The organism is Pseudomonas sp. NFACC16-2 (assembly GCF_900119205.1).
Taxonomy (GTDB): Bacteria; Pseudomonadota; Gammaproteobacteria; order Pseudomonadales; family Pseudomonadaceae; genus Aquipseudomonas; species Aquipseudomonas fluorescens_Q.
Genome location: NZ_FPIX01000003.1, coordinates 214,410 through 234,036, shown reverse-complemented (window position 1 = coordinate 234,036; position 19,627 = coordinate 214,410). Strand labels below are relative to the sequence as shown.

The following is a 19,627-nucleotide window of genomic DNA, read 5'->3' as shown; positions in this document are numbered from 1 at the left end:
GTATCTTGCGCCAACAGCACCACGGGACTGCATTGCATCCGTTGCAGGGTCGCGTCCTGATGGGGCTGCAACACCTTCTGGAACGTGACTTTCTCATTATCAAGAAATCGATAAGCCGCCGTCGTTTCTGCCAGCCCTCGACAAGCGGTCGGGATGCTGTTGCCGGGATGATCGGCTAGGCGTCCTAAAAAGCTGGCGAGCCTGGCATTTAAACGGCCATCACCCAAGTCGGCGGTTTTCATTTCGTCCTGTGCCCAATTCAATCATCGTTCTCCATTTCTCCGAATTCCCAAAATACTTGAAAACAGAGTTATGTAGAACGATGAGCGCAGAGCGTGGGAACGATCGGGGTCGGTGCCGCTGACGCCACTCAATCAGAGCTTGGCCGTCGAGCGCCCCGGTTTCTTGCTCTGCAACAAATGCGAGAACACCGCATGCAAGTCATCCGACGCGCTTTCCTCGTCGAGGTTGAGCTTGCTATCGATGTGGTCCATGTGATGCATCATCAGGTCGACGGCCAGTGTGGCATCGCGGGCCTCGATGGCGTCGATCAACTGAGTGTGTTCGTCATAGGAACAGTGGGAACGGTTGCCGCTTTCGTACTGGGCGATGATCAGCGACGTCTGGGACACAAGGCTGCGCTGGAAGCTGATCAGCGGGGCGTTCTTCGCCGCTTCGGCCAGCTTGAGGTGAAACTCGCCCGACAAACGGATGCCGGCGCCGCGGTCGCCCCGGGAGAAACTGTCGCGCTCGTCGCTGACCATCTGCCGCAGCTCAGCCAATTGTTCAGCCGTGGCATGCTGCACCGCCAATTCGGTGATCGCCCTTTCCACCAGGCGTCGGGCCAGGAACACCTGGCGGGCCTCTTCGACACTTGGGCTGGCCACCACGGCGCCGCGATTGGGCCGCAGCAACACCACCCCTTCATGGGCCAGGCGTGACAATGCCCGGCGAATGATCGTGCGGCTGACCCCGAAAATTTCCCCCAGCGCCTCTTCGCTCAACTTGGTACCGGGCGCCAGGCGTTGTTCGAGGATGGCCTCGAAGATATGCGCATAGACAATATCGTCCTGGGTTCCGCTGCGGCCGGTTTTACCAGCTCGCGGTTGTTTCTTGAGGGGCTGCAACTGTTCGTTCATGGGCACTCGGGTCGGGAAAACGGCGGCGAATTGACCGTGACTGTAATACGGCACAGCGGGTCGCTGGCAAGTATCGCGTAAATGACACGGCGATTGTACACAACCTCTGATGGCAACACGACTGTACGGCTGTTTGCGGGCATGGCTGTATTGCAATCGGCAACTGCGTTGAGTTTAGGCTTAAACCCCAAACCTGTGGCCTGTGGCGAGGGGATTTATCCCCGCTGGGTCGCGAAGCGACCCCGCAAAGCGGGCGGTTCAGCCATACCAACCTTGTCGCATCAAAACTTTCCGGGACTGCTACGCAGTCCATCGGGGATAAATCCCCTCGCCACATAGTCAAGCTTCAAGCCGTTCTACCAATTAGGATCCTCCCGCACCATGACCGAAGTCACGACCACGCCACTTCGCCCACTGGCCGACACCTCGCCCTCGGCCATCGTCGCCGGGTTCATTGCCATGATGACCGGCTACACCAGCTCCCTGGTGCTGATGTTCCAGGCTGGGCAGGCAGCCGGGCTGACCAGCGGACAGATTTCTTCGTGGATCTGGGCAATTTCCATCGGCATGGCGGTGTGTTCCATCGGGCTATCGCTGCGCTATCGCACACCGATCACCATCGCCTGGTCGACACCCGGCGCAGCGCTGCTGATCACCAGTCTGGGTGGCGTGAGTTATGGCGAGGCCATCGGTGCCTATATCACCTGTGCAGTATTGGTGACGATCTGTGGCCTGACCGGCAGTTTCGAGCGCCTGGTCAAGCGCATCCCGGCCTCGCTGGCGGCGGCGTTGCTGGCGGGGATCCTGTTCAAGATCGGCAGCGAGATCTTTGTCGCCACCCAGCATCGCACCGGCCTGGTGCTGGGGATGTTTTTCACCTACCTGATCGTCAAGCGCCTGTCGCCCCGCTATGCGGTACTGGCGGCATTGTTGATCGGTACGGCGCTGTCGGGCCTGTTGGGGCTGCTGGACTTCAGCGGCTTCGCCCTGGAAGTCGCGACACCGGTGTGGACCACGCCGCACTTTTCCCTGGCGGCCACCATCAGCATCGGCATTCCGTTGTTCGTGGTGGCGATGACCTCGCAGAACATGCCCGGCATCGCCGTGCTGCGCGCCGACGGCTACAACGTGCCGGCCTCGCCGCTGATCACCAGCACCGGCATCGCTTCGCTACTGCTGGCGCCGTTCGGCTCCCACGGCATCAACCTGGCGGCCATCAGCGCGGCGATCTGCACCGGGCCACACGCCCACGAAGATCGCAACAAGCGCTACACGGCGGCGGTCTGGTGCGGGATTTTCTACGGGATTGCCGGGGTGTTTGGCGCAACGCTGGCGGCGTTGTTCGCGGCGCTGCCCAAGGAGCTGGTGCTGTCCATCGCGGCCTTGGCGCTGTTCGGGTCGATCATCAATGGCTTGAGCATCGCCATGAGCGAAGTGAAGGAGCGGGAAGCGGCGTTGATCACCTTCATGGTCACGGCGTCGGGGCTGACGCTGTTCTCCATCGGTTCGGCGTTCTGGGGGATTGTGGCGGGGGTGTTGACGTTGCTGATCTTGAATTGGAGGGGGGATTAAGCTTCAAGCTTCAAGCTTCAAGCTTCAAGCGCTTGGACTTGCCGCTCGAAGCTCGAAGCTTGCAGCTTACTTCTGATTGATCGGCTTTTCCGGGTACCAGACGTCCATCAGCGGGCTCACTTCAACGCTGGTCAGCTCAGGACGCGCCTTGAGCCAGGCTTCAACGGTAGCGCGCTGCTCTTCGGAAACCGAGCCACGCTTCTGCAGGCAAACCAGACCGTAGTCGTCGCCGCCGACGTAGCCAAGGCCGTTGGCTTCCATGGCTTCTTTCAGGAACGCGTCGAGGAAAGCGTCAATAGCCTCATCGGCCAGATCTTCTTTGAAATCCAGGTTCAGTTCGAAACCCAGCTCTTGAAATTCATCCACGCACAGTTTTTTGCGCAGACGCTGGGAACGGTTAGTCGCCATTGGAACAATCCTCATAAGTAATAACGGCCGGCACTTTACCAGTTTGGCGCGCCGATTGCCCGACTGATCGGGCGTATCGACCTACCGTCGGTAAAAAATAGCGGCCGAAGGACTCAGGCACGGCCCCAGCCGTTGCGGCTTGGGGCATAATGCCGACACTTTCATGACCGTTGAGGGCGTTCATTTTCATGTCCTCGTCTTTCCCCCCTCGCCCGTAGGGTTTTATTACAAATGATCAAATCTTTGCGTCCACTGCTTCTGGCCAGCCTTCTTCTTCCCCTGGCCCTCCCTGTCACCAGCCTCGCCGCCACGATCAACACAGCCCTGTCGCCCAACGTGCAAAAGGCCCTCAAGGCCAGCAAGCTGCAGGACGACGCGCTGTCCCTGGTGATGGTGCCGCTCAACGGCCCCGGCACCCCGACCCTGTACAACGCCGATGTCTCGGTCAATCCAGCGTCCACCATGAAACTGGTGACCACCTACGCGGCCCTGGAAATGCTCGGCCCCAATCACCAATGGAAAACCGAGTTCTACACCGATGGCACTCTCAGCGGCGGGATCCTCAACGGCAACCTGTACCTCAAGGGCGGCGGCGATCCCAAGCTGAACATGGAAAAACTCTGGCTGCTGATGCGTGACCTGCGGGCCAACGGCGTGCAGCAGGTCACCGGCGACCTGGTGCTGGACCGCGGCTTCTTCATCCAGCCGCAACTGCCCGAGTTCAACGACGACGGCAACGACGAAAACAAACCGTTCCTGGTCAAGCCCGACTCGTTGCTGGTCAACCTCAAGGCCCTGCGCTTCGTCGCCCGCAACGACGGCGGCCGGGTGCTGGTGTCGGTGGAGCCGCCAATTGCGAGCATTCGCATCGACAATCAGGTCAAGGCCGTCAACTCCAAGCAATGCGCCGGCGGTGTGCGCTACAACCCGGTGACCCAGACGGACGGCAGCGTGACGGTGACCGTCGGCGGCCAACTCGGTGACGGTTGCAGCTCCCAGACCTACCTGTCGCTGCTGGACCATGCTACCTACACCGCAGGAGCGGTGCGGGCGATCTGGAAAGAGCTGGGCGGCAGCATCCAGGGCACGGACCGCCTGGCCGCGACCCCGAGCAATGCCAAGGTGCTGGCCCGGGCATTCTCCCCGGACCTGGCGGAGATCATCCGCGACATCAACAAATACAGTAACAACACCATGGCCCAGCAATTGTTCCTGAGCCTCGGCGCGCAGTTCCGTAACGAAGCCGACGGTGATGACGCCAAGGCCGCGCAACGGGTGGTGCGCCAGTGGTTGGCCAAGAAAGGCATCACCGCGCCGCACCTGGTGATGGAGAACGGCTCCGGCCTGTCCCGCGCCGAACGGGTCAGCGCCCGGGAAATGGCGGCCATGCTGCAAGCCGCCTGGCGCAGCCCGTACTCGGCCGAGTTCATCAGTTCGATGCCGATTGCCGGCACCGACGGCACCATGCGCAAACGCCTGAAGACCACCGCCATGGCCGGCGAAGCCCACGTCAAAACCGGCACCCTGAACACCGTCCGCGCCATCGCCGGCTTCAGCCGAGACATCAATGGCAACACCTGGGCGGTGGTGGCGATTCTCAACGATCCGAAACCTTGGGGCGCTTCGTCGGTGCTGGACCAGGTGCTGCTGGACCTGTACCGCCAGCCGAAACTGCCGCAGACGGCTTCGGTGCTCTAATCCCGCCAGAGATCAACTGTGGGAGCGGGCTTGCTCGCTCCCACACTTCGCCCCCATATACCCATAATGCTGTTCACTTAAGGCATTCGATGAATCTGTGGCGAGGGGATTTATCCCCGCTGGGCTGCGAAGCGGCCCTGAACCCAGCCACCGAAGTATGCCGGGTTGGTTACATTCAGCCTTTTGGGGCTGCTGCGCAGCCCAACAGGGATAAATCCCCTCGCCACAATGATTCAAACCATCCTTAACTGAACGGCACTACCATATACCCAGCCTAAGTGGCTAACCCAACTGCACCTCAACCCGATCCCGCCCGGCCTGCTTGGCCGCATACACGCCCGAGTCAGCCCTTAGCAGCAACGCATCGGCGCCCTCCCCGGCGCGCCAGGTGGCGATACCGAAGCTGGCGGTGACAAACCCCACGCCCTCGATGGGCGCCGCCCGCAAGCCTTCCCACAGCTCCAATGCCAAGGTGTAGGCGCTGTCGCTGTCAGCGTCCGGGCACAGCACCACGAACTCTTCGCCCCCCAGCCGGCAGAACACATCGGTGCGCCGCAACCGTTGGGCGACACGCTGGCAGACGGCCTGCAACACCCGGTCGCCCACTGCGTGGCCATGCTGGTCGTTGATGCGCTTGAAGTGGTCAATATCGAGCATGATGACCGCCAGTCCTCCGGAACCGCGCTCGACCCGAGCCATCTCCGAAGTCAGGCGCTCCTGGAAATAGCGGCGATTGCGAATACCGGTCAGGGCGTCAGTCACGGACAAGGCCCGCAGCTCTTCTTCCACGCGCTTGAGGTCGGAAATATCCGAGATATACCCGTGCCACAACACCCCGCCGCCGGGCAGTTCCTCGGGCGTGGCCTCGCCGCGTACCCAGCGCAGGCCGCGCAAGGGCAGTTGCACCCGGTACTCTTCCCGCCACGGGCTCAAGGTGTGGGCCGACGCGCGAATCGAAGCGCGGACACGCGTGCTGTCCAACGGGTGGATGCGCGAGAAAATCGCCTCGGCGTTCTGCACCAGCACATCGGGTTCCAATTCATAGATGTCGCGAATGCCGTCGCTGGCATAGATCACGCTGAAGCGACCGTTGAAATCCATTTTGAACTGGTAGATTCCCCCGGGCACGTGGGCACTGAGCTTTTTCAGCAACACATCACGGGCAGCCAACGCTTCGTGGACGCGCTTGCGTTCGGTGATGTCGATGCAGATCGCCAGGTGCCCGATCCACAACCCCTGGTCATCGAGCATCGGTGTGGCGAGCATGTTCACGGTCAGGTGGCTGCCATCGCGGCGCACCAGGGTCCACTCCCGCGCCTGCTGCCCGCCCTGTTCGCCCCCCTCGAGCAACATCGCGTGGCACGCCGGAATCGGCTTGCCAAAGCGCGCGCCGAGTTGGGCGGCGCGGGCCTGGAGTTCGCGCGGTACATGCAGGTTTTCCAGGGTCATGCTCTGCAGGACCTCGCAGCTCGGGTAGCCGAGCATCTGCTCGGCACCGGCGTTGAAGGTGGTGATGACGCCGCGCAGGTCCGTGGCGATGATCGCGACCTGAGTCGCGGCATCCAGCACACCACGCAACTGCCCATGGGTACCGCGCAGCTCCTGCTCCCGGGCGCGCAGTTCACGAGTGCGTTGCTCTACCAGTTTCAAGGCCCGCTGCCGCTGGCTGACCAGCACATAGAGCAAGACGCTGAGCAGCAGGCTGAGCAAACCGCCGAGTATCACCATGCTGGTGACCGAAGAATGATTGGTGGACAGGAACACCCGGCTGGGCCGCAACTCCACCCGGTAGTCGCGATCGGCCAGGCGCAACAGGCGCGTCGCCGACAAATCGCTACGGCCCGGCGGGTTGTGGGATTCGAACAGCGCCTCCTCCGCGTTTTCGGTAGACAGGTCCATGACACGCATCGACAGATTGTCGTGACTGGACGCTGGCAGCCCATCACCCGCCAGTTGCCGCATGCTGATGGCGGCCACCACGTACCCGACCGGTTCGCTGGCCAACTCCCGGGTGACCGGCGCGACCAACAGTACCCCCCGGGCAAATACCGGGTCGGCGCCCATCAAGTCCAATGGCTGCGAAACCACCGGCCCGCCTCTCTGGCGGGCCCGCTCAACGGTGGCACGGCGCAAGGGTTCGGAAAGCAGGTCCAGGCCCAGCGGTGTCCCGTAGGAAGCCTGGCTCTGGATGTAGCGCAGCGGTGCGTATTCATCCCGTTCGGCGGCCTGTCGCAGGCCACCGCTACCGTCCGGCTCGCGGATCGTGAATTGAGTGGCCCCGTCGGCTTGCGCTTGTCGTTCGAACGATTGCCGTTCGTCGCGCAGCACCCTGGGCGCCCAGGCGAACGCCCGGATACGGCGCAATAGCACGTCAGCGTAACCACGGAATTCGTTGTTGGAGACATCTTCAGAGTTGGCAAAGAAACGCCTGAGGCTGTCGAGGCGTTGCTCCTGGTCCTGGAAGTGTTCCTCGATGCGGCTGAAACGCTCCTCGGCTTGCAGCTCGAAGCGCTGGCGCAGTTGCTGGTGGAACAGATTCATCATCGCCCAAGTCAGCAACCCGGTCAGGAACATACCGGCCAGCAGGACCAGCGAAGCGACCAGCCAGGCCGACACGTCTTCGCTGATAAAGCCCAGGATCCTGGGACGCACCTGATGCAATGCCATAAACACAACTCAGAAAGGAACCAGGCATAGGTACAGCCCTGGACACAGCCTAAGTTATAGCTATGCGCCATCACTTTGACCAGTCCCCAAACGAGGCTAGAAGCCTTGAATTACAAGGCTTCGTGGATCCAATCAGCCCCGACTCAACGCGCCATGATCTTCCAGGCGCGGTGGATCTTGCCGTTGCGGGCAAAATCCGGATCAATCGTCTTGGCGGTGATCTCTTCCACCGCATAACGCTCGCCGAGGTTGTCCTCGAGCTGGAACTTGCGGAAGTTGTTGGAGAAATACAGCACGCCGCCAGGCGCCAGGCGCGCCACGGCCAGGTCCAGCAATTGGACATGGTCACGCTGCACGTCAAAGATGCCTTCCATGCGCTTGGAATTGGAGAACGTCGGCGGGTCGATGAAAATCAGGTCGTACTCGTCACGGCTGGCCTCAAGCCAAGCCATCACGTCGCCCTGCTCCAGGCGGTTCTTGTCCGAAAAACCATTGAGCGACAGGTTGCGGCGTGCCCAATCCAAGTAGGTTTTCGACAGGTCGACGCTGGTGGTGCTCCGCGCCCCGCCCTTGGCCGCATGGACGCTGGCGGTCGCGGTGTAGCAGAACAGGTTGAGGAAACGCTTGCCGGCGGCCTCTTTCTGGATCCGCAGGCGCATCGGTCGATGGTCGAGAAACAGCCCGGTGTCCAGGTAGTCGGTAAGGTTGACCAGCAGCTTCACGCCACCTTCGTTGACCTCGGTGAACTTGCCCTGGGCGCTCTGGCGCTCGTACTGCTTGGTGCCGCTCTGGCGCTCGCGACGCTTGATCACCACGCGGCTCTTATCCACGTTCAGCGCCTGGGGAATCGCCGCCAGGGCATCGAACAACCGGGCCGAAGCCTTTTCCGGGTCGATGGATTTTGGCGCGACGTATTCCTGGACGTGCACCCAGTCGTGGTACAGGTCGATGGCCATGGAATATTCCGGCATGTCGGCATCGTAGACCCGATAGCAGTCCACGCCTTCGCGCTTGGCCCACTTACTCAGCAACTTGAGGTTCTTTTGCAGGCGATTGGCGAACATCTGCCCGCCTTCGCTCAACCGCGCCTGCTCCACGACGGGTCCCGGCGCCGGGGCCGGTTTGATCGGGTTACCGTTCTTGTTGTACTGGCGCTCTTGCGGGACTTCCGGGGCCTGATCGTAGGCGGCCTGCTCGCGCTCGGCCTGACGTTGTTCCGGGGTGCGACGCTCACCCGTGACGAACTGGTCCGGCAACACCTTGATCAGCAGCAATTTGCACGGCAAGGCGCCGTTCCAGAACGAATACTGCTTGTGACTGCGAATGCCCATGCGCTTGCCCAGGTCCGGCGCGCCAGTGAACACCGCCGCCTCCCAGTTCAAGCAGGCCTGGCGCAGGCGTTCGCCAAGGTTCTGGTAGAGGTAAAGCAGGCTGGCTTCATCGCCCAGGCGTTCGCCGTACGGCGGGTTGCAGATCACCAGGCCCTTCTGGTTCTGGTCTGGACGCGGTTCGAAGGTGGCGACTTCGCCTTGATAGATCTTGATCCACTCGCTCAGGCCGGCACGTTCGACGTTGTTGCGGCCCGGTTGAATCAGCCGTGGGTCAGCTTCGTAACCGCGAATCCACAATGGCGGCTTGGCCAGCCCGGCGGCGGCGCGGGCAGTGGCCTCTTCGTGGAGTTTCTTCCACAACGCCGGCACGTGGCCGAGCCAGGCGGTGAAGCCCCACTGCTGGCGGCGCAGGTTCGGCGCCATGTCGGCGGCGATCATCCCGGCTTCTACCAGGAACGTGCCCACACCGCACATTGGATCGGCCAGTGCCCCGCCTTCAGCGGCAATGCGCGGCCAACCGGCGCGAATCAGGATCGCGGCGGCGAGGTTTTCCTTCAGCGGCGCGGCACCTTGCTGCAAGCGATAGCCGCGCTGGTGCAGGCTGTGGCCGGAGAGGTCGAGGGAGAGGATCGCCTCACCGCGGTCCAGGCGCAGGTGGATGCGCAGGTCGGGGTTGAGCTTGTCGATGGACGGTCGCTCGCCCGACGGCGTGCGCAGCTTGTCGACGATGGCGTCCTTGACCTTCAAGGCGCCGAAATGGGTGTTGTCGATGCCCGAACCGTGGCCACTGAACTCCACCGCCAGCGTGCCATCGGCCAGCATGTGGTCTTGCCAGTCAACATCCAGCACGCCGTGATAGAGGTCTTCGGCGTCCTTCATTGGGAAGCGCTTGAGCACCAGCAGCACGCGGTTGGCCAGGCGCGACCACAGGCACAGGCGATACGCCGTTTCCATGTCAGCCATGCCGCGCACCGCCGAGGTGTGCTCGCGCGCTTCTTCAAGGCCAAGCCCGACGGCTTCCTCGATGAGCAGGCCTTCGAGGCCCTTGGGGCAAGTGAGGAAGAGTTCGAAACGATCGGACATGGGGATTCCAGAGCCTTTGGCTAAGTGGACCGGGCAACGCATTGCCGGGCCGGGTTCAATCAGGTGCTTTTCTCAAGAACACCCGTGTGGCACGAAAGTGTGCCGTGCCACCCTCGCCGCTCAGGTTAAAAGAGCTTAGATGCGAAGGCAGAAAAAAAATTCTGTGCAACAAATTGTGAAAACTCGACCCTTTCGTCGAATAGTACCCGAGTGCAACAGGGGGACATTCTCATTCGAGGGAAGGCCGCCCTCTTTGGCGCAGGGCCGATCATACAGGGGTCTTGCTCAAAAGCGGTCAACGAACATCAAGTTACTTATCGCCCTAACATCTTTATTGTTACGTGCTTATGACAAAACGATCATTCCATCCATGTGACGCTTTGGTTAGAACTCAACACAGGTTGACGTCGCAACGGCGTCAACACCTCGGCTCGTCACGCCGGCAACGAGCCACCAACGGCAGAATGATTCTGCCCCGGCCTCGATAGAGGTCGACGCTAAGTAACAGTCAACAAGTGAGGGCAACACCCTATGAGAAGACTTAAGCGTGATCCGTTGGAAAGAGCATTTTTACGTGGTTACCAATATGGCGTTGGTGGTAAATCCCGTGAGCTTTGCCCCTTTACTCTACCGTCGGTACGTCAAGCCTGGATCAATGGCTGGCGAGAAGGACGCGGCGACAACTGGGACGGTATGACCGGCACTGCGGGTATCCATAGACTCAACGAACTTCACGCCGTCGGCTGACACAGGGCTTAATACTCAAGAACTCGACAATTTGACACCCATATCGATTTAACCACGCACGTCCCATCCGGACGGCGGGCTACGGCCCAGGGGGCTCCTTCGAGGAGCCCTTTTTAATGCCTGGATTCTGATAAACACCACTCCTACCGGAGCGGTGAACACAGTTGTGGCGAGGGGATTTATCCCCGCTGGGCTGCGCAGCAGCCCCTATAACTACCGCCTCGGTGTGTCAGGTTGATCGGGTAGGTTCTCTCGGGGGCTGCTGCGCAGCCCAGCGGGGATAAATCCCCTCGCCACAGATAAATCTCCCGCCACCATGGGTTTCCAAAGATCAATCAACGCAACGCCGCGATCGCATCCACCGACTCACGGATCAACGCCGGTCCTTTATAGATAAAGCCCGAATAAATCTGCACCAGGCTCGCCCCGGCGGTGATTTTCTCGGCGGCATGCCGGCCTTCGGTAATCCCACCCGCCGCAATGATCGGCAAGCGCCCCGCCAGTTCGGCGGCCAGCACCTTCACGGTATGAGTGCTCTTGTCACGCACCGGCGCGCCAGACAACCCACCCGCCTCGTCACCGTGCTCCAGCCCTTCGACCCCTTCGCGACCCAGGGTCGTGTTGGTGGCGATCACCGCGTCCATGCCCGTCTCGATCAGGGCCTGGGCGACCTGGGAGGTTTCTTCGTCGGTCATGTCCGGGGCGATCTTGATCGCCAGCGGCACATGCCGGCCATGCATCACCGCCAGCTCGGCGCGACGCCGGGCCAAATCGGCCAGCAGTTGCTTGAGGGAATCACCGAATTGCAGGCTGCGCAGCCCCGGGGTGTTCGGCGAGCTGACGTTGACGGTCACATAGCTGGCGTGGGCGTAGACCTTGTCCAGGCAGATCAGGTAATCGTCAACGGCGCGCTCCACCGGGGTGTCAAAATTCTTGCCGATGTTGATGCCCAGCACGCCCTTGTATTTGGCCGCGGCCACCCGGGCCAGCAGATTGTCGACGCCCAGGTTGTTGAAGCCCATGCGGTTGATGATCGCCTCGGCCTCGGGCAGACGGAAAAGCCGTGGCTTGGGATTACCCGGCTGCGGGCGCGGGGTGACGGTGCCGATTTCCACGAAACCGAAACCCAGTTGGGCGAACCCGTCGATGGCCGCACCGTTCTTGTCCAGCCCCGCCGCCAACCCGACCGGGTTGGGGAATTCCAGCCCCATCACCGTCACCGGCAGGTTCGCCGGGGCCTTGCACAGCAAACCGTTGAGGCCCAAACGTCCACCCGCGCCGATCAGGTCCAGGGACAGATCGTGGGAGGTTTCCGGGGAAAGTTTGAACAGCAGCTGACGGGCCAGGGTGTACATGGGCGGGTTTGACTCGATCGACGAAATGAGGCGGGAATTATAGCGGGGCGGAAGGATGGGAGCGAGCAACCAATGGTTGCCAGCTCGTTGAGTTAGATCAAGCCGAGGTCATCACCTTGAGGTCATAGGTGTTGTCGGTGCGTTTGGCGATGCTATAGATGAGTGCAACGTACAAAAACACCGCCAGCATAGCGAGACAGCTATTAAGAGTATGGCCTTGTGTATCGTCGCCTAATTCGGATTTACTTAAGTAGTCTGCCAGCAGCCCCCCGGACGCGGCGAGGGCTACACCAAACGAGATGCGTGCCCCTGCAACATTCAAAAATGTATTGGCCATTTGAGTTTTGGTGGGCCATTGAAGAACCGTTTCCGTCTTTAAGGCCCGATTTCGCAAAGATTCCTCATCAAAAGAGGCCGAATCCGGTCCTTGGCGGGGTGACAACCACTCGCTATTTTTAGAAGCAATCAAGACGCCCGCATCGATCATCTGTGCGACAGTAGTCGACACAATGGGAAAAAGGTCATCCCGAAAAGAGTAGCCAAGCCCCTGAGCTGCCCTGGCGAGACCATTCAATGGCATGAGGCTGGCCACTTCCGTCTGCGCAAATTGAAATGCACCAAAAAACACGGCTGTAACGCCGGTTGCCGCTGCATTCGCAGGGCCAGCGTTGTCCTTCAAAGGGACGAGCAAATCAGCCAACGCTCTGACCAGGTTATAAACAAGTCCGCCAGCCACTGTAGGGAAGAGATTCGACGCCGCTCCCGTGACACAGGCCCCGATTGCGAGTCCCGTCGCTCCGACTGTCAGGAACGCAGCCCCTAGCTTCGACGCCAAGCTCGACTCTCCTTCGAAATGCCGGAGCAAGGCTCCCGCCCCTACCAGGGCGGGGCCCATCATTGCAGCCGCAACGCCAGCCCAGGCCCGACTGGCTTCAGATGCGTCGCTTTCGCGCAGGGCTCGTTCGACGAGATAAACAACAAATTGACGCGCAACAGCGGCCAAGGCTATGACCAACCCCGTGCGCCCAAGAACATGGAGTGCATTGCGTCCAGGCTCCTTGGCGGATTCGAGCAGTTCCTCGGCGACGTCAAGCACTTTTTTCATGCGGTCTACACGGGTTTCGGTGGTCGAAGCTCCAGCTAAGCTGTTACCAAACACAGCCGGAGGCGGACTCTCACCCCGCTCGATGTAGCCTTCGACCTGGTCAGCAATATCGCGGTCTGACTCACCCAAGTTGTTTCTTAGTTCATTCAGCGGGCTATTTACCGAGCAGTCCACACGCCTCAGGAGCGCGGCGACTTTCTGGAGGTTTCCAAAATCGCTCTCCCGAAAAACCACAGTCTCTACACTCGAAACATCAAACAAGCTTTCTTTAGATTCTGAGGGTGAAACACTACTAGAGTCTGTTACAGCTGCAGTAGAAGGGGCATACGACTGGTTGACGTTCGTAATTTGCATATTTATTTCTCTTTGTTAGTTATAAGTAGTTTTCTCGAGCAATTCTCACCACTCACTCTTCTCCCAAGCCTCATCCCCCATGGGCTGAAACACATCGCGCATGACGCCCAATACATAGACTTCCATGGCAAACGCCAGGCCATTGGCCCCGCGGACTTCCTTATAGAGCTGCGACTTTTCCAGGCCCTCGTCCTTCAACCGAACCAATACCTGTTGCGTGATCGTCTTCAATGCCATCGCGGTGGGGTACGCAGCGGTTTCCCCGTCCGCCCCACGCAGTGTGCGAAGAAACTCATGAATCGCCTTCTCGCCCTGCCCTTCCATGGCCAGCAGCAATTGATACAAGTGCTCGAACTCAGGGTCCGGACGTTTGCTTTGCTCACCAGCAGCCAGCAGGCGCGCTTCCAGCGTCTCCACCGCCGGACTGACGCTGCGATCCAGCGTGCTGGAACCGCTCATGGTTTCAATCTTCATGGTGAACCTCGGTTGCCGTGGAATCGGTGGGGCGCTCGACGAAGCTTGAGCACAAGTCCGTCAGGGCCTGTAACGATGCCTGGTCCAGAGCGCGAACCGACTCCGGCAGGGCGGCGATGCTCGCCAGCAACCTGGGCGCCAACCGTTCCTGGATCGTTTCAACGTCGAATTCCAGCAGTTGATCCGCCAGCCGCAGCACGTAGCGGTCCTGCGGGTGATATTCCAGAATCAGTTCGCCGGCCCATTGCTTGCGCAAACTGTCCCGCAGTTCATGGCCGCGCGGGCGGCAATGCAGCGGCAACAGCACCTGCAGGACTGCGGTCGAATCGACCGGGTGTGCGGCCAGCCAACGCTCCAGCGCTTCATCCAGCCATTGCGGCTGATTCAAGGCGTCGGCGAGCAGATCACGCGCGGCCCGAGCCAGCGCGTGGCGCAATTGCAGGCCCAAGGTTTGCGACTTCAGCAAACCGTCCGCCAGTTGCCCGGTGGCGCGCAGAATGCCCTCGGCATAACCCTGCTGAAACGCCTGGGCATGCAGCGCTTCGGCATCGCGCCGGGCCTGCTCGACACACTCGCGGGCGCGGCGTTGGGCCTCACGCTGCAAGCGCTGGCGGCGACGGGCAGCGGCGATGTCCTCGCGCGCCAGGCGCGCGTCCTCGCCCACAGGCAGGTCAGTCAGGGAGCGGATAGAGTCGAGCATGCTGCACCGCCAGAAAGAACAGGCTTGGATTGGGTTTCGTGAGCGGCCATTGCCGATGCAAGCGCACGACCGCCTCGGAAAATTGCAATGCCAGGCGATCGAGCAGCGCGGCGGGAACCTGTTCGTGCCAGCTCCACAACGCATTGACGCCAGCCGCTTCAACCTGGGCCACGACAACAGGTGAGCGGTCGATCGGCAGACCGCCTCGCCCCCCTAAGCTGTAACTCGCGAAACGACGAACCGACATCGGCAGGCAACCCAGCGCAGCGCCTCGTGCCAGATCGGGCATCAAACGATAAGCGCCCATCAGCAAGGCGATGTAAGGCAATCGCCGCCAGTGACGAACCCATTGTTTCGCCACGCCGGTCAGTGGCATCGATGGCCACGGCCCTTGCATCGCCAACCCTTCGAGCACGATCCGGTTAAGTAAACTCCACGCCTCGGCCCCCTCGAATCCCGCGGGCACCACCAGGCGCTGAGGATGCAGATACCCCAAAGGCTCAGCGAGAATCTGCTGCAAGCAGTCAACGTCCGTCATCACGCCGCCCTGCATTTGCCTGACGATAGGCCCAGGCACCAGCGGCCAACAGCGACCCGCCGATCAGCGCCAGCCACCACGGCCAACCCGAATGCCCCTGGCTTGCGGTAACCGTTGGCGCGACGTGCTGGACAGGCGCGCGCTTGGACAGCACCACCGAAACGTTCTCGTACTCCACCGCCGCAAAACTGTTCTTGAGAAAACGCTTGATGTCGGTGATCAGCAACTGCGGTTCGACATCGCGCTCATGCAGCACCACCGCCGAGAGATGGATCGGCGGCGACTTGCGCCCGCCTTCACCGGCATCCAGGTCATAACTGACATGCACCCGCGCAGAAACCACACCTTCGAGCAGCGCCAACGACTGCTCGATGCGCTGCTCCAACGCCGAATACAATCGAGCCTTTTCCGCGCGGGGCGAGGCCACCAGGGAATCGGCGGGAAACATCTCCGCAACTTGCAGGCGTGGTCGGGACGGCAACGAATAAAGGTTGAGCAGATCGACGGCGGCAGAAAAATCCAACTGATCGATCTTCACTGCATAACCGGCTTTGCCGGCGTCGACTTTCACCGCCGCGATGTTGTTGCGTTGCAAGACCGAAAGCACTTCATTGGCCTGCTGCTGATCCAGCCCTTCAAGCAGGCTCGGTTGGCGACACCCCGCCAGCGCCAGGCCCAACAGCAGCAACACCACGCCCGCTTTCATGACGCACGCAACAAGGTTTCTGCCGTGCCTACGGCCTTGCGCACCAGCACGTTGAGCAAGTTGATATCGACGTTGTATTGCCCGGTCATCTCCTGCAACTGGGCCAATACTTCAGGGTCGCTGATATCCGGACGCAGCAGCAACTGATTGATCGCGGCGACTTCCTGGCCGCTGTCCACGGCGGAACCGGCAAACGCCTCGATCAAGCGCGATTCAAGTGACACGACCGGGCCTTCCTGCGGACCACGCAGCTCAACGAAGGTCGAGCCGTGAACGAGGGAAGGGGTAACATTGAGGAGGGACATAGGATGCACTCATGAAAAAGGCCATCGTCACGGCGATGGCCAATCGAAAAAAACCAGCGTCAGCGGGCCGCCTGGATGATCGCCATGTCGATGTCCTTGAAGCCCTTGATGGTGTTGGTCTGGGCGTTGCGAAAGACCGTGTAGGAGGAAAACGCGGTCTGGTAGGCCGCTAGCAGCCCAGGGTCAGAGGCATCTTTTTTCAGGTCCTCCAGCGCTTTATCCAGGACGTCCTTGAGTTTCTGTGCACCGAGTTCGAACGCAGCAGCTTGCTCGCCGAGAAAGTCGTCGGGAAATGTGATGGGTAAACCGATACCAGCCATTGCTCACCTATTGTGTCTGTTGGGAAAAAACCACGACGAAGCACTCGTCTTGACGTAGCCCTGTGGGCCGGTTTGAAACGACAGGCCCTTGAGCGCGTCGTCCTTGAGCTCGACAGTGAAATGCACGTAGCGATCCCCCCACTGCCGGTAAAAGCGGTCGACATACTGGCGAGTGGCGGCCAGTTCGGAATCCTGCAGGTTGCCCTCGACGGCGAACGTCACACTGTCCGCGTGCTCGATCCGGTTGAAGGCCAGGGCCAGGCGTTGCAAGCCGCCTTGCGCCAGGTCGGCGAGCAGCGTGTCATCCTGCATCTGCACCACGACGTCGCGGGCATAGGGCGCCGCCGCGAGCAGCACATCGAGCAGTTGCGCTTGCTTGTCCGGCGTGAGCAGGTTGCGCTGGGTGCTGAGCAGCAGGCGCGGCGTCGACGGGTCCTTGAGGTCCAGGAAGTGCCAGGCCAGTTGCGGATCGTGATCGATCAGCACCTGCTCCAGTCGACCACGTTCCTGGTCCCTCATCAGCACCTTGCCGTTCAGGGCGTTGTGGCGCGTCAGCACCTGTCGGCTCCAACCGGCATCGCGTTCGGAAGCCACAAAAACATAGATCGAATGATCGCGCCCCGGCAGCACCTGAACTTCGGCACTGGCGCCGCTGATCAGCGCGCGAATATCGGTTTCCGGCGCAGGCCCCGGCATCGACCAAAGCCCCATCACGGTAACCAGAACAATCAGCGCCAGACCACCGGCGCCCCAGCGCATCCAAGGGGCCCGCCAACGCTCGAGAGCGCTGGCATTGGACGGTGTCTCGGGTGCTTGACCCAGGCATTCGGGCGCCCAGGGTTGGTGTTCAGGACGCAAGGCGATCTGCAGGCCACCCATCCGCACCCTGGCCTGGAAGGCACAATGGCGTACCTCCACCGAATCGCCGAGCAACCGCAACGGCACACCGTCCGCCGTGGCCTGGTCGGCCAGCACCTCGAAATTGCAGCCACCTTCCTCCAGGGGAACGAAGATGGTTTCAGCCGGAACGCTGGCAGAACGGACGCCGTCCCCGAGCACATCCACAGCCCCCACCACGAACAGGGTCGTGCCTTCACCCAGCGGGAATTCACAGCCTTGCAACGGGCCATTGAGTATCCGCAAGACGCAGGGCTGTAGAGGGAGGGCCGTCGGGACTGTCACCGTCCTAACTCCAGGGCAGTCAAATGAGCAGGCAGGTTAGAAAGGCCGGCCCCAGGGTTCCTGATGCAAATCTGCCGATTACCTCCCGCAAAGGATCAGAATCCCCGGACCGGCCCGGTTTCACGGCGCCGTCATTCGCGCCTGGGTGAACGCCTGATAGCGTTTCCAGACTTTGCGCGCGTAACGAAGCCGCGCCGCTTGACGGTGAGGCGAATGGCCGGCGTTGTAGGCGCCGACCGCCGTCCAGTTGTAGCCGTAGCGGGCGATGAATTCGGCCAGCACCTGGGCACCGACTTCCACCGACAGGCACGGCTCATCCAGCAGACGCTGCTCGGTAATGCCCTGGGCATTCAATCGGGGCAGGTGGATGCTGTTGATCTGCATCAGCCCGATATCGCGGGTGCCGTTGCGGTTGTGGTTGATTGCGTCTGGCCGCTGTCCGGATTCGACATCGGCAATCGCTTGCAGCAGCTCGGGTTCGATGGCATGCAACTGCCCCGCCCTGCTCCAGCACCAGGCGTGCGCCTGGGCCATGCCAAGCCCCAGTCCCAGACACATCGGCACGCATAACCACTTGCTTCTACGCCGCCTCATGCCAGGCGCCGCTCGCTGATCCACGTCAGCTGCTGGTGAATACGCCCCCGCAAGATCTGCGCCCGGACACAACCGGGATCATGCCGCAGACACTGGTCGATCAACTGCGCCGCCTGCTCGTTGCGCCGCCAGAACCAATGATGCCAAGCATGAAAATACAGCACGTCAGCCTGATCGGCCGACAACAGGCAACGCCGGAACAACACCTCGGCCGCCTCCTCGCAGCCACGCAAACTGGTGAGCAACGCCAGGCGCGTCAAGGCCGGGAGACTGCCGGGGTCCAGCGCCAAGGCATTGGAAACCGCTGAATGCGCCTCTTCGATGGCACGCTCCGGGTCACCCAGGCCCATCAGCGCCTGCCCCAGCCACACATCCGCCAAACCGCACCAGGGCGGCGCGTAGCCGGCATCGAGTTTCAAACACTGGCGAAACAGCACAGCGGCATCGCCGAGGCTTTGCGCCGTGTGCTGCTGCACGCTGCACAGCCCGTTGAGATACGCCACCGCCACCGGATACGACCCACAACGATCTCCCACCGGACGCAACCCGGCGACACGCTGGGCCACCAGGCATGTCAATGCGCCCAAGGCCTCGCCAGGATCATGGGCGTCCAGCGTCTGCCCGTGGACCAGCGCCTGGTCGCTGCCACGAATCAATTCCACCGACCAATGTCGCTGTCTGCCCGAACCGATGAACCGCCCGCTCAAGCAGTAATCCGCCGACAACCGCCCGGCCAGCGAGCGCACATCCTCCGGTGCCCCACAGGCCGCGATCACCCCCGAGGGCATCACACGCAAGGCCTCGCCAAACGCGGTGGTCAACTGACGGATCAGCACATCCTGCAGATCCAGCGCCGCCGTCTCGTCCAGGTTACGAAAAGGTAGGACCGCCAACGAAGGCGCCACCGCCCCCGTCTGACTCGGCACGTCGAGTTCAACCACTGAACCGGTGAATCGATAGCCCTGGCCGTAGACCGTCGCGATGTAATCCTTGTTTTCCTTGAGCAACTTGCGCAAAGCGTAGATGCAGCGCGTCAGCGACTCCTCCGCTGCATCCATCTGGGACCATACATGGCTCAGCAAATAATCCTTACTGACGATCGTACCCGCTGACTGCAACAACAGGCGCAGTACGTGCAGCTCCTTGGGTGGAACATGAACTCCTTGTCCATCTCGCATCAGCGTTCCATCGCTTTGCAATAGCCAGTGGTCAAAGACGAATGACGTGACTGGCGTTTGTTCAGTTGCACTGTCCATACCTTGAGACTTCTCTATAGAAAGTTACTGAAGCGCGATTGAGCCTGTGGGGTAGGCTCGGGGTGACGAGCTGCGTGACTATAGGAAGATGTG

The 19,627-nt window shown here is 61.2% G+C and carries 20 protein-coding genes; 3 read left to right on the top strand and 17 right to left on the bottom strand.

The features are described 5' to 3' along the window. Positions 1 to 242: IS4/Tn5 family transposase DNA-binding protein (locus BT116_RS05415; protein WP_175557952.1), on the bottom strand; the 242-nt coding region annotated here is incomplete at its 3' end. A 132-nt stretch (positions 243 to 374) separates the two neighbouring features. Further along, positions 375 to 1,139, bottom strand: coding sequence for a GntR family transcriptional regulator (locus BT116_RS05410; RefSeq protein ID WP_072340827.1), 765 nt, complete (start codon positions 1,137 to 1,139; stop codon positions 375 to 377). 381 nt (positions 1,140 to 1,520) lie between these two features. Between BT116_RS05410 and BT116_RS05405 the strand changes: the two genes are divergently transcribed. Continuing rightward, on the top strand, positions 1,521 to 2,711 hold the full coding sequence (locus tag BT116_RS05405; RefSeq protein ID WP_072340824.1) for a benzoate/H(+) symporter BenE family transporter: 1,191 nt from the start codon (positions 1,521 to 1,523) through the stop codon (positions 2,709 to 2,711). 66 nt (positions 2,712 to 2,777) lie between these two features. Here the strand turns inward: BT116_RS05405 and BT116_RS05400 are convergent, their stop codons facing one another. Both BT116_RS05400 and BT116_RS30325 read right to left on the bottom strand, forming a co-directional pair. Next, on the bottom strand, positions 2,778 to 3,119 hold the full coding sequence (locus BT116_RS05400) for a YggL family protein (protein ID WP_063322231.1): 342 nt from the start codon (positions 3,117 to 3,119) through the stop codon (positions 2,778 to 2,780). Further along, entirely contained in the window at positions 3,109 to 3,309 is a 201-nt protein-coding gene (locus tag BT116_RS30325; RefSeq protein ID WP_139209386.1) for a hypothetical protein, read from the bottom strand. The genes BT116_RS05400 and BT116_RS30325 overlap by 11 nt, the downstream gene beginning before the upstream one ends. A 41-nt stretch (positions 3,310 to 3,350) precedes the next feature. Between BT116_RS30325 and dacB the strand changes: the two genes are divergently transcribed. Next, positions 3,351 to 4,817, top strand: a complete 1,467-nt coding sequence (gene dacB, locus BT116_RS05395; RefSeq protein ID WP_072340821.1) for a D-alanyl-D-alanine carboxypeptidase/D-alanyl-D-alanine endopeptidase — start codon at positions 3,351 to 3,353, stop codon at positions 4,815 to 4,817. Positions 4,818 to 5,099: 282 nt separating this feature from the next. Here dacB and BT116_RS05390 read toward each other — a convergent pair whose 3' ends face one another. Beyond that, positions 5,100 to 7,484 carry a sensor domain-containing diguanylate cyclase gene (locus BT116_RS05390; protein WP_072340818.1) on the bottom strand — a complete coding sequence of 795 codons (2,385 nt, stop codon included), beginning with the start codon at positions 7,482 to 7,484 and terminating at the stop codon, positions 5,100 to 5,102. 143 nt (positions 7,485 to 7,627) lie between these two features. After that, positions 7,628 to 9,898, bottom strand: coding sequence for a bifunctional 23S rRNA (guanine(2069)-N(7))-methyltransferase RlmK/23S rRNA (guanine(2445)-N(2))-methyltransferase RlmL (rlmKL, locus tag BT116_RS05385; protein ID WP_072340816.1), 2,271 nt, complete (start codon positions 9,896 to 9,898; stop codon positions 7,628 to 7,630). A gap of 531 nt (positions 9,899 to 10,429) precedes the next feature. Here rlmKL and rmf point away from each other — a divergent pair. Next, positions 10,430 to 10,645: a ribosome modulation factor gene (gene rmf / locus BT116_RS05380; RefSeq protein WP_003223300.1), complete on the top strand. Its 216-nt coding sequence runs from the start codon at positions 10,430 to 10,432 to the stop codon at positions 10,643 to 10,645. Between the two features lie 335 nt (positions 10,646 to 10,980). Here the strand turns inward: rmf and BT116_RS05375 are convergent, their stop codons facing one another. From BT116_RS05375 to BT116_RS05325, 11 genes are all read right to left on the bottom strand, one after another. Then, positions 10,981 to 12,000 carry a quinone-dependent dihydroorotate dehydrogenase gene (locus BT116_RS05375; protein ID WP_072340813.1) on the bottom strand — a complete coding sequence of 340 codons (1,020 nt, stop codon included), beginning with the start codon at positions 11,998 to 12,000 and terminating at the stop codon, positions 10,981 to 10,983. 97 nt (positions 12,001 to 12,097) lie between these two features. Next, positions 12,098 to 13,459 (bottom strand): hypothetical protein, encoded by a 1,362-nt coding sequence (locus tag BT116_RS05370; protein WP_139209389.1) that lies wholly within the window; start codon positions 13,457 to 13,459, stop codon positions 12,098 to 12,100. A gap of 45 nt (positions 13,460 to 13,504) precedes the next feature. After that, positions 13,505 to 13,933 (bottom strand): hypothetical protein, encoded by a 429-nt coding sequence (locus BT116_RS05365; protein ID WP_072340810.1) that lies wholly within the window; start codon positions 13,931 to 13,933, stop codon positions 13,505 to 13,507. Beyond that, positions 13,923 to 14,633 carry an oxygen-regulated invasion protein OrgB gene (locus BT116_RS05360; RefSeq protein WP_072340836.1) on the bottom strand — a complete coding sequence of 237 codons (711 nt, stop codon included), beginning with the start codon at positions 14,631 to 14,633 and terminating at the stop codon, positions 13,923 to 13,925. The genes BT116_RS05365 and BT116_RS05360 overlap by 11 nt, the downstream gene beginning before the upstream one ends. Next, positions 14,605 to 15,153, bottom strand: coding sequence for a secretion system protein (locus BT116_RS05355; RefSeq protein WP_256572525.1), 549 nt, complete (start codon positions 15,151 to 15,153; stop codon positions 14,605 to 14,607). The genes BT116_RS05360 and BT116_RS05355 overlap by 29 nt, the downstream gene beginning before the upstream one ends. A 4-nt stretch (positions 15,154 to 15,157) precedes the next feature. Next, complete coding sequence (locus tag BT116_RS05350) at positions 15,158 to 15,877, bottom strand: EscJ/YscJ/HrcJ family type III secretion inner membrane ring protein (RefSeq protein ID WP_072340805.1); 720 nt, start codon at positions 15,875 to 15,877, stop codon at positions 15,158 to 15,160. Further along, positions 15,874 to 16,182, bottom strand: a complete 309-nt coding sequence (sctI, locus tag BT116_RS05345; protein ID WP_072340802.1) for a type III secretion system inner rod subunit SctI — start codon at positions 16,180 to 16,182, stop codon at positions 15,874 to 15,876. Before sctI ends, BT116_RS05350 begins: the two co-directional genes overlap by 4 nt. 59 nt (positions 16,183 to 16,241) lie before the next feature. After that, a complete protein-coding gene (gene sctF / locus BT116_RS05340; RefSeq protein WP_072340799.1) occupies positions 16,242 to 16,502 on the bottom strand; it encodes a type III secretion system needle filament subunit SctF in 261 nt (86 codons plus the stop codon). 3 nt (positions 16,503 to 16,505) lie between these two features. Then, on the bottom strand, positions 16,506 to 17,684 hold the full coding sequence (locus BT116_RS05335) for a PrgH/EprH family type III secretion apparatus protein (RefSeq protein ID WP_072340796.1): 1,179 nt from the start codon (positions 17,682 to 17,684) through the stop codon (positions 16,506 to 16,508). Positions 17,685 to 17,804: 120 nt separating this feature from the next. Beyond that, positions 17,805 to 18,278: a transglycosylase SLT domain-containing protein gene (locus BT116_RS05330; RefSeq protein WP_072340793.1), complete on the bottom strand. Its 474-nt coding sequence runs from the start codon at positions 18,276 to 18,278 to the stop codon at positions 17,805 to 17,807. Beyond that, on the bottom strand, positions 18,275 to 19,456 hold the full coding sequence (locus tag BT116_RS05325) for a winged helix-turn-helix domain-containing protein (RefSeq protein WP_083569106.1): 1,182 nt from the start codon (positions 19,454 to 19,456) through the stop codon (positions 18,275 to 18,277). The genes BT116_RS05330 and BT116_RS05325 overlap by 4 nt, the downstream gene beginning before the upstream one ends. Positions 19,457 to 19,627 lie beyond the last annotated feature (171 nt).

What these genes read in the sequence shown, in the direction of transcription:
- BT116_RS05400 (WP_063322231.1), bottom strand. Translation starts at nt 3,119, where the DNA reads ATGGCGACTAACCGTTCCCAGCGTCTGCGCAAAAAACTGTGCGTGGAT.
- BT116_RS05360 (WP_072340836.1), bottom strand. Translation starts at nt 14,633, where the DNA reads ATGCTCGACTCTATCCGCTCCCTGACTGACCTGCCTGTGGGCGAGGAC.
- BT116_RS30325 (WP_139209386.1), bottom strand. Translation starts at nt 3,309, where the DNA reads ATGAAAATGAACGCCCTCAACGGTCATGAAAGTGTCGGCATTATGCCC.
- BT116_RS05390 (WP_072340818.1), bottom strand. Translation starts at nt 7,484, where the DNA reads ATGGCATTGCATCAGGTGCGTCCCAGGATCCTGGGCTTTATCAGCGAA.
- BT116_RS05350 (WP_072340805.1), bottom strand. Translation starts at nt 15,877, where the DNA reads ATGAAAGCGGGCGTGGTGTTGCTGCTGTTGGGCCTGGCGCTGGCGGGG.
- sctI (WP_072340802.1), bottom strand. Translation starts at nt 16,182, where the DNA reads ATGTCCCTCCTCAATGTTACCCCTTCCCTCGTTCACGGCTCGACCTTC.
- BT116_RS05330 (WP_072340793.1), bottom strand. Translation starts at nt 18,278, where the DNA reads ATGAGGCGGCGTAGAAGCAAGTGGTTATGCGTGCCGATGTGTCTGGGA.
- BT116_RS05405 (WP_072340824.1), top strand. Translation starts at nt 1,521, where the DNA reads ATGACCGAAGTCACGACCACGCCACTTCGCCCACTGGCCGACACCTCG.
- BT116_RS05375 (WP_072340813.1), bottom strand. Translation starts at nt 12,000, where the DNA reads ATGTACACCCTGGCCCGTCAGCTGCTGTTCAAACTTTCCCCGGAAACC.
- BT116_RS05325 (WP_083569106.1), bottom strand. Translation starts at nt 19,456, where the DNA reads ATGCGAGATGGACAAGGAGTTCATGTTCCACCCAAGGAGCTGCACGTA.
- sctF (WP_072340799.1), bottom strand. Translation starts at nt 16,502, where the DNA reads ATGGCTGGTATCGGTTTACCCATCACATTTCCCGACGACTTTCTCGGC.
- rmf (WP_003223300.1), top strand. Translation starts at nt 10,430, where the DNA reads ATGAGAAGACTTAAGCGTGATCCGTTGGAAAGAGCATTTTTACGTGGT.
- BT116_RS05410 (WP_072340827.1), bottom strand. Translation starts at nt 1,139, where the DNA reads ATGAACGAACAGTTGCAGCCCCTCAAGAAACAACCGCGAGCTGGTAAA.
- rlmKL (WP_072340816.1), bottom strand. Translation starts at nt 9,898, where the DNA reads ATGTCCGATCGTTTCGAACTCTTCCTCACTTGCCCCAAGGGCCTCGAA.
- BT116_RS05370 (WP_139209389.1), bottom strand. Translation starts at nt 13,459, where the DNA reads ATGCAAATTACGAACGTCAACCAGTCGTATGCCCCTTCTACTGCAGCT.
- dacB (WP_072340821.1), top strand. Translation starts at nt 3,351, where the DNA reads ATGATCAAATCTTTGCGTCCACTGCTTCTGGCCAGCCTTCTTCTTCCC.
- BT116_RS05365 (WP_072340810.1), bottom strand. Translation starts at nt 13,933, where the DNA reads ATGAAGATTGAAACCATGAGCGGTTCCAGCACGCTGGATCGCAGCGTC.